The following is a 12,121-nucleotide window of genomic DNA, read 5'->3' as shown; positions in this document are numbered from 1 at the left end:
ACGCGATTTTATTTATCCATGCATTAATGTCTTTGCGCAGGGCTCAGAATGAAAACTGTTTTTTCCGTTCTTAACGAATCTCATATCAACGCATGCGCGCATCTGTATTGTAAGGTCTACAAAGAGGCCCCCTGGTTCGAAACGCCTGAATTGCAGCCCGTGTGCAGCTTTATCCAGGAGCATCTGCGAAATAACTTTTTCAGGGGCTACCTTGCATGTTGTGACGATAACATCGTTGCGGTGAGTATCGGTTTCAGAAAGCCGTGGCCCGGCGGGGTTGAATATTATATTGATGAGTTTTTTGTCGATCCGGAATATCAGGGGAGGGGTGTCGGTACACAGTTGATGGATTTCATTAAAGCGCAGTCTTTAAACGAAGGGCTGAACGCGATTATTCTCAATACCCATAAAGCGTATCCATCCGATTTCTTCTACAGAAAAAATGGCTTCGATGAGCATGCGGGGTTAATTGTTCTCTCCACAACGCTCGGCTGACATTATCAGAACGCGCCATTGAGCATATCCCCGTGATGTGGCCCGTTACCCGCAGAGGCACTTCCTTCTGGCGCTGAGCAGGCTGACGCAGATGTATCGTCCGCCATGAAAACCTGGCGCGCCAACAGGGTTATGGGTATTGATTAACGAGGCGGTTGTTTCATGGAAACCCGCTCCGTGGCCAACGCTTGCAGCACTGTTTTAAGCCAGTCGGTCGCGCCTCGCTTGCCGCTTCGTTGATGCGAATAAATCTTTACTTCAAATGAGGGTATTTTGAAAGGTAATTCAAATAGCCTGATAGCTAATGCGGGGATCAGCTTCTCTGCGGCAATGCGGGGGATTGCCATAAGCAAATCGCTTTCTGCGACGATGAACGGCGCGCTAAGCATCGAGGGGGTTTTGATCGCTATCTGGCGTGAATACCCCATCTGTTCAAGCTGAGAATCCAGCACGCCTCGCTTTTCATTCCAGGGCGTCACCACCAGATGTCGGGCAGTCAGATAATCCTCAAACGTCAGTTGTGTCCTGCTGGCGTTGCTGATAACGACATACTCATCTTCGAGCCAGTTGATCTCCTCCAGCTCCGGATGACGGATATCCTCCGGTGTGCTGAACCCAAGCGCCAGATCCATCTCGCCTGCCAGTAGTTCATTCAGCGCCGGACTGTGTGGTAAATAGCGCAACTCAAAGCGCAAACCGGGCGCCTGGCACTGCAACCTGTGCATAAGGGCAGGGAAAATACAAAACGCGGTGAAGTCGGTAATGGCAATCTTCAAACACTCAGTACTACTGAAAGGTTCAAATTCAGGCTGCGGCGTCAATTCCTGATTAAGAAATTTTAGTGCCGAAGCAATGGAAGGCGCGAGCTGGGCAGCATAGACGCTGGGGCACATCCGGTGGCCTTCCCGGTAAAATAATGGATCATTGAGCGTGGCACGCAGTCGCGACAGCGCATGACTCAATGCCGATGTACTCATCGCCAGTTCATCGGCTGCTTTACGAACTGAACAGTGACGATAGATAGCGTCAAAAACAGGCAAAAGATTTAAATCAAGACGCCGCAAGGCGGGATGCATAATATTCATCGTTTAGTGATTTCATTGCACTTAATTCTTCGGACATTACCCCTTAAGCTTGGCGCTATCAATATCTGTCCATTATGAGATAACAGGAAAAGCAATGAGCTATACGATTCGTCCCGCCCGCCCGGAAGATGCAACGGCAATATTCAATATGATTTATGAGCTGGCTGTATATGAAAAAGCCCCACAGGAAGTGGTCACTACGCCAGATGAGATTCGGGAAACGCTCTTTGGTGAAGGCAGCAAAACTGAAGCGCTAATATGCGAGACGGAAGATAAAGCCGTAGGATATGCCGTTTTTTTTACCAGTTATTCCACATGGCTTGGGCGTAACGGTATTTACATGGAAGATTTATACATTTCTCCTGCGTTTCGCGGCAAAGGCGCAGGAAGGGCCCTGCTAAAAAGCATCGCTCAATGCGCCGTAAAAAGGCGGTGCGGTCGTCTTGAATGGAGCGTGCTGGACTGGAACCAGCCTGCCATCGATTTTTATCTGAGCATTGGTGCGGTGCCACAGTCTGAATGGATACGCTATCGTCTTGACGGTGAAGCGCTGTTGACGTTTGCCGGGTAAAAGCGCCTGGCGTCGCTTTTTCGCTATACCCGGTGCTTATCGACCATGCCGGAGATGCGCTTATGGTCATCCTGGCATGGATAGCTTTATCCATTTTATTAGTGTTACCATAGCTATAGACGCAAAGCATAAAGTCATACGGAAAAAGCTTTACGTACCAAAGTGTGTACCAATTTGGCGAGTGTTGGTCAGATGGCTACATCACTTAATGAATCAAATACTTTTTAAATCATATGTGATCTTGCGTGTGGGTCACCACTGTGAATAAGGATTTATAATGCCTGTTATTACGCTTCCTGATGGCAGCCAACGCCATTACGACCATGCTGTAAGCCCCATGGATGTTGCCCTGGATATCGGTCCGGGTCTCGCAAAAGCCTGTATTGCCGGCCGCGTGAACGGCGAGCTGGTCGACGCTAACGATATTATCGAACAGGACGCTCAGCTCGCGATCATTACCGCGAAAGATGAGGACGGTCTCGAAATCATTCGTCACTCCTGCGCGCACCTGCTGGGCCATGCTATCAAGCAACTGTGGCCGCATACCAAAATGGCGATTGGTCCGGTTATCGACAACGGCTTCTATTACGATGTCGATCTTGACCATACCCTGACTCAGGAAGATATCGACGCCCTCGAAAAGCGTATGCACGAGCTGGCGGAGACCAATTACGACGTCATTAAGAAAAAAGTGAGCTGGCAGGAAGCGCGCGAAACGTTTGTGAGCCGCGGTGAAAACTACAAAGTCGCTATTCTTGATGAAAATATTTCCCGGGACGATAAGCCGGGCCTTTATCATCACGAAGAATACGTGGATATGTGCCGCGGCCCGCACGTGCCGAACATGCGCTTCTGCCATCATTTCAAGCTGATGAAAACCGCAGGCGCTTACTGGCGCGGCGACAGCAGCAACAAAATGCTGCAGCGCATCTACGGTACGGCCTGGGCGGATAAAAAAGCGCTGAACGCCTACCTGCAGCGTCTGGAAGAGGCTGCGAAACGCGACCACCGTAAAATCGGCAAGCAGCTCGACCTGTATCATATGCAGGAAGAAGCGCCGGGTATGGTGTTCTGGCATAACGACGGCTGGACCATTTTCCGCGAGCTGGAAACGTTTGTTCGCTCCAAGCTGAAAGAGTACCAGTACCAGGAGGTCAAAGGTCCGTTCATGATGGACCGCGTGCTGTGGGAAAAAACCGGTCACTGGGATAATTACAAAGACGCGATGTTCACCACGTCTTCCGAGAACCGTGAGTACTGCATCAAGCCGATGAACTGCCCGGGCCACGTGCAAATCTTCAATCAGGGTCTAAAATCATACCGCGACCTGCCATTGCGTATGGCGGAGTTCGGTAGCTGCCACCGTAACGAGCCTTCGGGCGCGCTGCATGGCCTGATGCGCGTACGCGGCTTCACGCAGGATGACGCCCACATCTTCTGTACTGAAGAGCAGGTGCGCGACGAAGTGAACAGCTGTATTCGCATGGTTTATGACATGTACAGCACCTTCGGCTTTGAAAAAATCGTGGTGAAACTCTCCACTCGCCCGGAAAAACGCATCGGTACGGACGACATGTGGGACCGCGCGGAAGCCGACCTGGCGGTTGCGCTGGAAGAGAACAATATCCCGTTTGAGTATCAGCCGGGTGAGGGCGCGTTTTACGGCCCGAAAATTGAGTTTACGCTCTATGACTGCCTCGATCGCGCCTGGCAGTGTGGTACCGTTCAGCTCGATTTCTCCCTGCCGTCGCGCCTGAGCGCGTCTTACGTAGGGGAAAACAACGAGCGCCAGGTGCCGGTGATGATTCACCGCGCGATTCTGGGCTCGATGGAACGTTTTATCGGTATCCTGACCGAAGAGTTCGCCGGGTTCTTCCCGACATGGCTCGCACCGGTTCAGGTCGTGGTGATGAATATCACCGATTCGCAGTCTGAATACGTTAACGAATTGACCCGTAAACTACAAAATGCTGGCATTCGTGTAAAAGCAGACTTGAGAAACGAGAAGATTGGCTTTAAAATCCGCGAGCATACTTTACGTCGTGTCCCATACATGTTGGTTTGTGGCGACAAAGAGGTCGAAGCAGGCAAAGTGGCCGTTCGTACCCGCCGTGGTAAAGACCTCGGTAGCCTGGATGTCAACGACGTAATAGAAAAGCTGCAGCAAGAGATTCGCAGCCGCAGTCTTCAACAACTGGAGGAATAAGGTATTAAAGGCGGAAAACGAGTTCAAACGGCACGTCCGAATCGTATCAATGGCGAGATTCGCGCCCAGGAAGTTCGCTTAACAGGTCTGGAAGGTGAGCAACTGGGGATTGTGAGTCTGAGAGAAGCTATCGAAAAGGCTGAAGAAGCTGGAGTAGATTTAGTTGAAATCAGCCCTAACGCCGAGCCGCCAGTTTGTCGTATTATGGACTACGGCAAGTTCCTTTATGAAAAGAGTAAGTCTTCTAAGGAACAGAAGAAGAAGCAAAAAGTTATCCAGGTGAAGGAAATTAAATTCCGTCCTGGTACAGATGAAGGCGACTATCAGGTAAAACTCCGCAGCCTGATTCGCTTTCTCGAAGAAGGCGATAAGGCCAAGATCACGCTCCGCTTCCGCGGTCGTGAGATGGCCCACCAGCAAATCGGTATGGAAGTGCTTAACCGCGTGAAAGAAGATTTGCAAGAACTGGCAGTGGTCGAATCCTTCCCAACGAAGATCGAAGGCCGCCAGATGATCATGGTGCTCGCTCCTAAGAAGAAACAGTAAGGCCTTCAAGTAGCATTGTCTGTGGAGCCTTTGGGCTTCACAGATTTTGTTCGCCTACGTTTCGTTTAATTAACAATGCGAAGTGGATGTAATTAAGATGCCAAAAATTAAGACCGTACGCGGTGCTGCTAAGCGCTTCAAAAAAACCGGTAAAGGTGGTTTTAAGCACAAGCACGCTAACCTGCGTCATATTCTGACCAAAAAAGCGACCAAGCGTAAACGTCACCTGCGCCCGAAAGCCATGGTTTCCAAAGGCGATCTGGGTCTGGTAATCGCGTGCCTGCCGTACGCATAAGCCGTTTAACTTTTAACTTTTTTACAGAATAGAAACAGGAGAGCACTATGGCTCGCGTAAAACGTGGTGTGATTGCACGTGCACGTCATAAGAAAATTTTGAAACAAGCTAAAGGCTACTACGGTGCGCGTTCACGCGTATACCGCGTTGCCTTCCAGGCTGTTATCAAAGCAGGTCAGTACGCTTACCGTGACCGTCGTCAACGTAAGCGTCAGTTCCGTCAGCTGTGGATTGCACGTATCAACGCAGCAGCACGTCAGAACGGTATTTCTTACAGCAAATTCATCAACGGCCTGAAAAAAGCCTCTGTTGAAATCGACCGTAAGATCCTGGCTGACATCGCGGTATTCGACAAAGTGGCATTCACTGCCCTGGTTGAAAAAGCGAAAGCAGCTCTGGCGTAAGCCAGTTGAAAGAGGGAGCTTGTCTCCCTCTTTTAATTTCTGCCATATCAATCTGTTGACATTTTTACTGGTGGGCTTTTCAATAGTGAAATTCGCCATTAAGCCTCAGGGTAACGCAAGCATGAACGCTGCCATTTTCCGCTTCTTTTTTTACTTTAGCGCCTGAATCAGAGGGGCTTTGCGCGTAAGAAAAGAAACGGAAAATCGACGCCAGAAGCCTCCATCAGGAGGCTTTTTTTATATCTGCCGTTTATGGGTCTGTTTCAAGTGGCAGGCGACACAGCGCCCGGCCGGCTCCGGTAAGCGCCATGCGTGTCACCTGAAACAGAAGAATAACAAGACAGAGTTCAACAAACCGGCGCAAGCGCCGAATAACGAGGAAAACCATGCCACATCTCGCAGATCTGGTTGCCAGTGCAAAGGCGGCCATAACCAGCGCCCAGGATGTTGCCGCGTTAGATAACGTACGCGTCGAATATTTAGGGAAAAAAGGGCATCTGACCCTTCAGATGACCACCCTGCGCGAGCTGCCGCCAGAAGAGCGTCCGGCCGCGGGCGCCGTTATCAACGAAGCCAAAGAGCAGGTGCAGCAGGCACTGAACGCGCGTAAAAACGAACTCGAAAGCGCGGCGCTGAACGCCCGTCTGGCCGCGGAAACCATCGACGTTTCGCTCCCAGGCCGTCGCGTTGAGAATGGTGGTCTGCACCCGGTCACCCGCACCATCGACCGTATCGAAAACTTTTTCGGCGAGCTCGGTTTTACCGTGGCGACTGGCCCGGAAATCGAAGATGACTACCACAACTTCGACGCGCTGAATATTCCAGGTCATCACCCGGCGCGTGCCGACCATGACACCTTCTGGTTTGACGCGACGCGCCTGCTGCGCACCCAGACCTCCGGCGTGCAGATCCGCACCATGAAAAACCAGCAGCCGCCGATCCGCATCATCGCGCCGGGCCGTGTATATCGTAACGACTACGATCAGACCCACACCCCGATGTTCCACCAGATGGAAGGGCTGATTGTTGATAAAAACATCAGCTTCACCAATCTCAAAGGCACCCTGCACGACTTCCTGCGCAACTTCTTTGAAGAAGATCTGCAGATTCGTTTCCGTCCGTCTTACTTCCCCTTCACCGAGCCTTCCGCGGAAGTGGACGTGATGGGTAAAAACGGCAAATGGCTGGAAGTGCTGGGCTGTGGCATGGTGCATCCGAACGTCCTGCGTAACGTCGGCATCGACCCGGAAGTTTACTCCGGTTTCGCCTTCGGTATGGGCATGGAGCGTCTCACCATGCTGCGCTATGGCGTGACCGATCTGCGCGCTTTCTTCGAAAACGATCTGCGTTTCCTCAAACAGTTTAAATAAGGGCAGGACAAAACAATGAAATTTAGCGAACTGTGGTTACGCGAGTGGGTTAACCCGGCCCTTGACAGCGATGCGCTGGCGAATCAAATCACCATGGCGGGTCTTGAGGTTGACGGCGTTGAGCCGGTCGCAGGCGCGTTTCACGGTGTGGTTGTGGGCGAAGTCGTGGAGTGCGGTCAGCATCCGAACGCCGACAAACTGCGCGTCACCAAAGTGAACGTCGGCGGCGAGCGTCTCCTGGATATCGTCTGTGGCGCGCCGAACTGCCGCCAGGGCCTGAAAGTGGCGGTGGCGACCATTGGCGCGGTGCTGCCGGGCGATTTTAAAATCAAAGCGGCGAAACTGCGCGGCGAGCCGTCTGAAGGCATGCTGTGCTCCTTCTCCGAGCTCGGGATTTCCGACGATCATAACGGCATCATCGAACTGCCGGCAGATGCGCCGATCGGCACCGATATCCGCGAATATCTGAAGCTTGACGATAACACCATCGAAATCAGCGTTACTCCGAACCGCGCCGACTGCCTCGGCATTATCGGCGTGGCGCGCGATGTCGCGGTGCTGAATGCGCAGGCCCTGAGTGCGCCGGAAATCGCGCCAGTCGCCGCGACCATCAACGACACGCTGCCGATTCAGGTTGACGCCCCCGACGCCTGCCCGCGCTATCTGGGCCGCGTCGTGAAAGGCATTGACGTGACCGCGCCGACCCCGCTGTGGATGCGTGAAAAACTGCGTCGCTGCGGTATCCGCTCTATCGACGCCGTGGTTGACGTTACTAACTACGTACTGCTTGAGCTGGGTCAGCCGATGCACGCCTTTGATCTCGACCGTATAGATGGCGGCATCGTGGTGCGCATGGCGAAAGAGGGCGAGACGCTGACCCTGCTCGATGGCAACAACGCGACCCTGAACGCCGATACGCTGGTCATCGCGGACCATAACAAAGCGCTCGCGATGGGCGGTATTTTCGGCGGCGAACACTCTGGTGTGAACAGCGAAACCCGCAACGTGCTGCTGGAATGCGCGTTCTTCGCGCCGCTCGCCATCACTGGTCGCGCGCGCCGTCACGGCCTGCATACCGATGCCTCTCACCGCTACGAGCGCGGCGTTGACCCGCAACTGCAATTCCAGGCGATGGAACGCGCGACGCGTCTGCTGCTGGACATCTGCGGCGGCGAAGCCGGCCCGGTTATCGATGTGACCAGCGAGACGAATCTGCCGACGCGCGCCACCATCACGCTGCGTCGCAGCAAGCTTGATCGCCTGATCGGCCATCACATTGCGGATGCGCAGGTGACGGATATTCTGACGCGTCTGGGTTGCCAGGTGACCGAAGGGCAGGGCGAATGGCAGGCTGTCGCGCCATCATGGCGTTTTGACATCGCCATTGAAGAAGATCTGGTAGAAGAAGTCGCCCGCGTCTATGGCTACGACAACATCCCGAACGAGCCGGTACAGGCGTCGCTGGTGATGGGCGACCATCGCGAAGCGGATCTCTCGCTCAAGCGCGTGAAGACGCTGCTTAACGATCATGGCTATCAGGAAGTGATCACATACAGCTTCGTCGATCCGAAAGTCCAGCAGTTGCTGCATCCGGGCGAGGACGCGTTGATTTTGCCAAGCCCTATCTCCAGCGAAATGTCGGCGATGCGCCTCTCTCTCTGGACCGGCCTGCTCACCACGGCGGTTTATAACCAGAATCGTCAGCAGAGCCGCGTACGTATCTTTGAAGCGGGTCTGCGCTTTGTGCCTGATACGCAGGCAGACCTGGGCATCCGTCAGGATCTTATGCTGGCAGGCGCCCTGTGCGGCAACCGCTATGAAGAACACTGGGATCTGGCGAAAGGCGGCGTTGACTTCTACGATTTGAAGGGGACGCTGGAGTCGGTTCTGGAACTTACCGGTAAATTATCTGAAATTGAGTTCCGTGTGGAAGCCAATCCGGCCTTACATCCTGGTCAAAGTGCTGCCATTTATTTACAAGGCGAACGTATTGGTTTTATTGGCGTTGTCCATCCAGAGCTTGAGCGCAAGCTCGACCTGAATGGCCGCACCGTGGTGTTTGAGCTGCTCTGGAGCAAGGTTGCCGACCGTGTCGTACCGCTGGCGCAGGAGGTTTCCCGCTTCCCGGCGAACCGCCGCGACATCGCGGTTGTGGTGGCGGAAAACGTACCGGCAGCAGATATTTTGGCCGAATGTAAGAAAGTTGGCGCAAATCAGGTAGTTGGCGTAAACTTGTTTGACGTGTACCGCGGTAAGGGTGTTGCGGAGGGTTATAAGAGCCTTGCCATCAGCCTGATCCTTCAGGATACCGGCCGTACACTCGAAGAAGACGAGATTGCCGCTACTGTTGCGAAATGTGTAACGGCACTAAAAGAGCGATTCCAGGCATCATTGAGGGATTGAACCTATGGCGCTTACAAAAGCTGAAATGTCAGAATATCTGTTTGATAAGCTTGGGCTTAGCAAGCGGGATGCCAAAGAACTGGTAGAGCTGTTTTTCGAAGAGATCCGTCGCGCTCTGGAAAATGGCGAGCAGGTAAAACTCTCCGGTTTCGGTAATTTTGACCTGCGTGATAAGAACCAACGTCCCGGACGCAACCCGAAAACCGGTGAAGATATTCCCATTACGGCTCGCCGTGTGGTTACCTTCCGCCCGGGGCAGAAGTTGAAAAGTCGCGTAGAGAACGCTTCGCCGAAAGAAAGCTAATCTGACCTGACCAAAAAGGCCGCATCGCGCGGCCTTTTTTCTTTGCCCTGCGTAAAGAGAGCCGTAAAATCAAAGGCATGAAATCTCAACTGGCCTCACTTCCCCTCTGTATTCGCACCCAACGTCGCCGCGAAAAACGCGTGCTGGCGGCGCTTTCGCTTGCGCTCATGCTGGCAATCGTCGTCAGCCTCTGCGCGGGCGATCTGTGGCTCTGGCCGACCGCATGGGCTGGCGAGGCGGGAAAACTGTTCGTCTGGCAGATTCGCCTGCCGCGCACGCTCGCGGTGGTGCTGGTCGGCGCGGCGCTGGCGCTCTGCGGCGCTATGATGCAGGCGCTTTTTGAAAACCCTCTGGCAGAGCCAGGCCTGCTTGGCGTCTCAAACGGCGCGGGCGTTGGGCTGGTGGCGGCGGTAATGCTTGGCGGCGGCGCGCTGCCGGGCTGGGCGCTCGGGCTGTGCGCTATCGCAGGCGCGCTTCTTGCCACGCTGATACTACTGCATTTTGCCAGGCGTCATCTCTCCACCAGTCGATTACTGCTGGCGGGCGTCGCGCTCGGCATCGTCTGTAGCGCGCTGATGACCTGGGCGGTTTACTTTTCTACCAGTCTTGATCTGCGCCAGCTGATGTACTGGATGATGGGCGGCTTCGGTGGCGTCGACTGGCAGCAGGGCTGGCTGATGCTGGCGCTGCTGCCAGCGCTGGCGTGGGGCGGCCTGCAGGCGCATGCGCTCAACCGGCTGGCGCTCGGCGAAACCTCCGCGCGTCAGCTCGGCCTGCCGGTCTGGCTGTGGCGTAATCTGCTGGTTATCGCCACCGGCTGGCTTGCGGGCGTCAGCGTGGCGCTGGCGGGCGCTATTGGTTTTGTCGGTTTAGTGGTGCCGCATGTGCTGCGGCTGTGCGGCATCGCCGATCACCGGGCGCTGCTGCCCGCCGCGATGCTCGCAGGCGGCGGGGTGCTGCTGGTCGCCGATATTCTCGCGCGCCTGACGCTGAGCGCCGCGGAATTGCCGATAGGCGTGGTTACCGCCACCCTGGGCGCACCGGTATTTATCTGGCTATTATTAAGGGCTGGACGCTAGTTCCATAACACCATCCTTCTAAGGGGAAGCTATGCAACACGACATTCTGAATACCGAAGTGACCACCATTGACGGTGAAACCATTTCGCTTGAGCAGTACAGAGGTAAAGTGCTGCTTATCGTCAACGTGGCCTCGAAGTGCGGCCTGACGCCGCAATATGAGCAACTGGAAAATATCCACAAGGCGTGGGAGCCATCCGGTTTTCGCGTGCTTGGCTTCCCGTGCAACCAGTTCCTGGGCCAGGAGCCGGGCAGCGAAGACGAAATCAAAACCTTCTGCAGCACCACTTACGGGGTGACGTTCCCGATGTTCAGTAAAATCGACGTCAACGGCGAAAACCGTCATCCGCTGTACCAGAAGCTTATCGCCGCAGCGCCCAAAGCCGTCGCGCCGGAGCAGAGCGGTTTCTATGAGCGTATGGCGAGCAAAGGCCGCGCGCCGCTCTACCCGGACGATATTCTGTGGAATTTCGAGAAATTCCTCGTGGGTCGTGACGGGCACGTTATCCAGCGCTTCTCGCCGGATATGACGCCGGAAGATCCTATTGTGATGGAAGCGATTAAGCTGGCGCTGGCGAAATAATGCCGGCATTGCTGCAGCTGTGCGACGTCGCGGTGGGTACCCGTCTGGGGCCTGTCACCGCGACGCTTGAGGCAGGCGATATCGTCCATCTCGTCGGCCCCAACGGGGCAGGCAAAAGCACGCTACTGCATCGCATGGCGGGCCTGGCGGACGGCGGTGGCGATATTCTCTTCGACGGCAAACCGCTCGCGTCTTTCAGCGCTCCTGCGCTCGCCCGCAAGCGGGCGTATCTCGCCCAGCAGCAGACGCCGCCCTTCGCGATGCCGGTCTGGCACTACCTCACGCTGCACGGCGGTGCGCAGTGCGGCGCGGCGCTGGAAGCGGTCGCCCGGAGCCTGATGCTCGACGACAAGCTGACGCGTCCGGTCAATACGCTCTCCGGCGGCGAATGGCAGCGCGTACGCCTGGCCGCCGTGATCGTGCAAATTCACCCGCTTAATCACGCTGAGGGCAGGGTGCTTATCCTTGATGAGCCGATGAACAGTCTCGACGTTGCGCAGCAGGCGGCGTTAGACCGGCTGCTCGTTACGCTCTCCCGGGCAGGCATCGCGGTCGTGATGAGCAGTCACGATCTTAACCATACCCTGCGCCACGCACGCCGTGTCTGGCTGCTTTGCGAAGGAAAATTGCTGGCGCACGGGCCGCGTGACGAGGTCATGACGCCCGCAAGGCTCGGTGCGGCCTACGGGCTGCCGTTTCGCCGGTTACAGGTGGACGGCCACAGCCTGCTTATCGATACACTCTGAGCGCGGCCATCTTGCCAGCCGGCGCGCTGGCGGC

General features: G+C 55.1%; 14 protein-coding genes and 1 other annotated feature. Of the genes, 13 read left to right on the top strand and 1 reads right to left on the bottom strand.

Annotated features, from left to right (window positions below; all coding sequences use genetic code 11):
- Nucleotides 1-48 precede the first annotated feature (48 nt).
- Nucleotides 49-495, top strand: coding sequence for a GNAT family N-acetyltransferase (locus BJP61_RS13075; RefSeq protein WP_038863355.1), 447 nt, complete (start codon nt 49-51; stop codon nt 493-495).
- Nucleotides 496-638: 143 nt separating this feature from the next.
- On the opposite strand, the gene BJP61_RS13070 is transcribed toward BJP61_RS13075, so the two are convergent.
- Nucleotides 639-1,580 (bottom strand): LysR family transcriptional regulator, encoded by a 942-nt coding sequence (locus BJP61_RS13070; RefSeq protein ID WP_038863350.1) that lies wholly within the window; start codon nt 1,578-1,580, stop codon nt 639-641.
- Nucleotides 1,581-1,674: 94 nt separating this feature from the next.
- On the opposite strand from BJP61_RS13070, the gene BJP61_RS13065 reads away from it, so the two are divergent.
- From BJP61_RS13065 to btuD, 12 genes are all read left to right on the top strand, one after another.
- Entirely contained in the window at nt 1,675-2,151 is a 477-nt protein-coding gene (locus tag BJP61_RS13065) for a GNAT family N-acetyltransferase (protein WP_171998513.1), read from the top strand.
- Between the two features lie 277 nt (nt 2,152-2,428).
- A complete protein-coding gene (thrS, locus tag BJP61_RS13060; protein WP_038863346.1) occupies nt 2,429-4,357 on the top strand; it encodes a threonine--tRNA ligase in 1,929 nt (642 codons plus the stop codon).
- A 3-nt stretch (nt 4,358-4,360) separates the two neighbouring features.
- Nucleotides 4,361-4,903: a translation initiation factor IF-3 gene (gene infC / locus BJP61_RS13055; RefSeq protein ID WP_015741001.1), complete on the top strand. Its 543-nt coding sequence runs from the start codon at nt 4,361-4,363 to the stop codon at nt 4,901-4,903.
- 97 nt (nt 4,904-5,000) lie between these two features.
- Nucleotides 5,001-5,198, top strand: a complete 198-nt coding sequence (rpmI, locus tag BJP61_RS13050) for a 50S ribosomal protein L35 (protein WP_001124225.1) — start codon at nt 5,001-5,003, stop codon at nt 5,196-5,198.
- 47 nt (nt 5,199-5,245) lie between these two features.
- Nucleotides 5,246-5,602: a 50S ribosomal protein L20 gene (gene rplT, locus BJP61_RS13045; protein WP_000124850.1), complete on the top strand. Its 357-nt coding sequence runs from the start codon at nt 5,246-5,248 to the stop codon at nt 5,600-5,602.
- Between the two features lie 116 nt (nt 5,603-5,718).
- Nucleotides 5,719-5,843: a sequence feature (Phe leader region), on the top strand.
- A complete protein-coding gene (pheM, locus tag BJP61_RS21590; RefSeq protein WP_106120997.1) occupies nt 5,724-5,768 on the top strand; it encodes a pheST operon leader peptide PheM in 45 nt (14 codons plus the stop codon). Its footprint overlaps the feature before it by 45 nt.
- 145 nt (nt 5,844-5,988) lie before the next feature.
- Nucleotides 5,989-6,972 (top strand): phenylalanine--tRNA ligase subunit alpha, encoded by a 984-nt coding sequence (gene pheS, locus BJP61_RS13035; protein ID WP_007747462.1) that lies wholly within the window; start codon nt 5,989-5,991, stop codon nt 6,970-6,972.
- Between the two features lie 15 nt (nt 6,973-6,987).
- On the top strand, nt 6,988-9,375 hold the full coding sequence (gene pheT, locus BJP61_RS13030) for a phenylalanine--tRNA ligase subunit beta (protein ID WP_161581325.1): 2,388 nt from the start codon (nt 6,988-6,990) through the stop codon (nt 9,373-9,375).
- 4 nt (nt 9,376-9,379) lie between these two features.
- Nucleotides 9,380-9,679 (top strand): integration host factor subunit alpha, encoded by a 300-nt coding sequence (gene ihfA, locus BJP61_RS13025; protein WP_007676383.1) that lies wholly within the window; start codon nt 9,380-9,382, stop codon nt 9,677-9,679.
- 77 nt (nt 9,680-9,756) lie between these two features.
- Complete coding sequence (btuC, locus tag BJP61_RS13020) at nt 9,757-10,758, top strand: vitamin B12 ABC transporter permease BtuC (RefSeq protein WP_161581326.1); 1,002 nt, start codon at nt 9,757-9,759, stop codon at nt 10,756-10,758.
- 31 nt (nt 10,759-10,789) lie between these two features.
- Nucleotides 10,790-11,341 carry a glutathione peroxidase gene (locus BJP61_RS13015; RefSeq protein ID WP_038863338.1) on the top strand — a complete coding sequence of 184 codons (552 nt, stop codon included), beginning with the start codon at nt 10,790-10,792 and terminating at the stop codon, nt 11,339-11,341.
- Nucleotides 11,341-12,087: a vitamin B12 ABC transporter ATP-binding protein BtuD gene (gene btuD / locus BJP61_RS13010; protein ID WP_171998512.1), complete on the top strand. Its 747-nt coding sequence runs from the start codon at nt 11,341-11,343 to the stop codon at nt 12,085-12,087. The genes BJP61_RS13015 and btuD overlap by 1 nt, the downstream gene beginning before the upstream one ends.
- The last annotated feature ends 34 nt before the right edge of the window (nt 12,088-12,121 follow it).

The sequence above is a fragment of the Cronobacter sp. JZ38 genome, assembly GCF_008932145.1.
GTDB classification, from domain to species: Bacteria; Pseudomonadota; Gammaproteobacteria; order Enterobacterales; family Enterobacteriaceae; genus Cronobacter; species Cronobacter muytjensii.
The sequence above is the reverse complement of the archived record's forward strand: the minus strand, read 5'-3'. Positions and strand labels throughout refer to the sequence as shown.

Excerpts from the sequence above, each read along its gene's own strand:
- ihfA (WP_007676383.1), top strand. The coding sequence starts at position 9,380 with ATGGCGCTTACAAAAGCTGAAATGTCAGAATATCTGTTTGATAAGCTT.
- BJP61_RS13065 (WP_171998513.1), top strand. The coding sequence starts at position 1,675 with ATGAGCTATACGATTCGTCCCGCCCGCCCGGAAGATGCAACGGCAATA.
- btuD (WP_171998512.1), top strand. The coding sequence starts at position 11,341 with ATGCCGGCATTGCTGCAGCTGTGCGACGTCGCGGTGGGTACCCGTCTG.
- BJP61_RS13075 (WP_038863355.1), top strand. The coding sequence starts at position 49 with ATGAAAACTGTTTTTTCCGTTCTTAACGAATCTCATATCAACGCATGC.
- rpmI (WP_001124225.1), top strand. The coding sequence starts at position 5,001 with ATGCCAAAAATTAAGACCGTACGCGGTGCTGCTAAGCGCTTCAAAAAA.
- btuC (WP_161581326.1), top strand. The coding sequence starts at position 9,757 with ATGAAATCTCAACTGGCCTCACTTCCCCTCTGTATTCGCACCCAACGT.
- pheS (WP_007747462.1), top strand. The coding sequence starts at position 5,989 with ATGCCACATCTCGCAGATCTGGTTGCCAGTGCAAAGGCGGCCATAACC.
- thrS (WP_038863346.1), top strand. The coding sequence starts at position 2,429 with ATGCCTGTTATTACGCTTCCTGATGGCAGCCAACGCCATTACGACCAT.
- BJP61_RS13015 (WP_038863338.1), top strand. The coding sequence starts at position 10,790 with ATGCAACACGACATTCTGAATACCGAAGTGACCACCATTGACGGTGAA.
- pheT (WP_161581325.1), top strand. The coding sequence starts at position 6,988 with ATGAAATTTAGCGAACTGTGGTTACGCGAGTGGGTTAACCCGGCCCTT.
- BJP61_RS13070 (WP_038863350.1), bottom strand. The coding sequence starts at position 1,580 with ATGAATATTATGCATCCCGCCTTGCGGCGTCTTGATTTAAATCTTTTG.
- rplT (WP_000124850.1), top strand. The coding sequence starts at position 5,246 with ATGGCTCGCGTAAAACGTGGTGTGATTGCACGTGCACGTCATAAGAAA.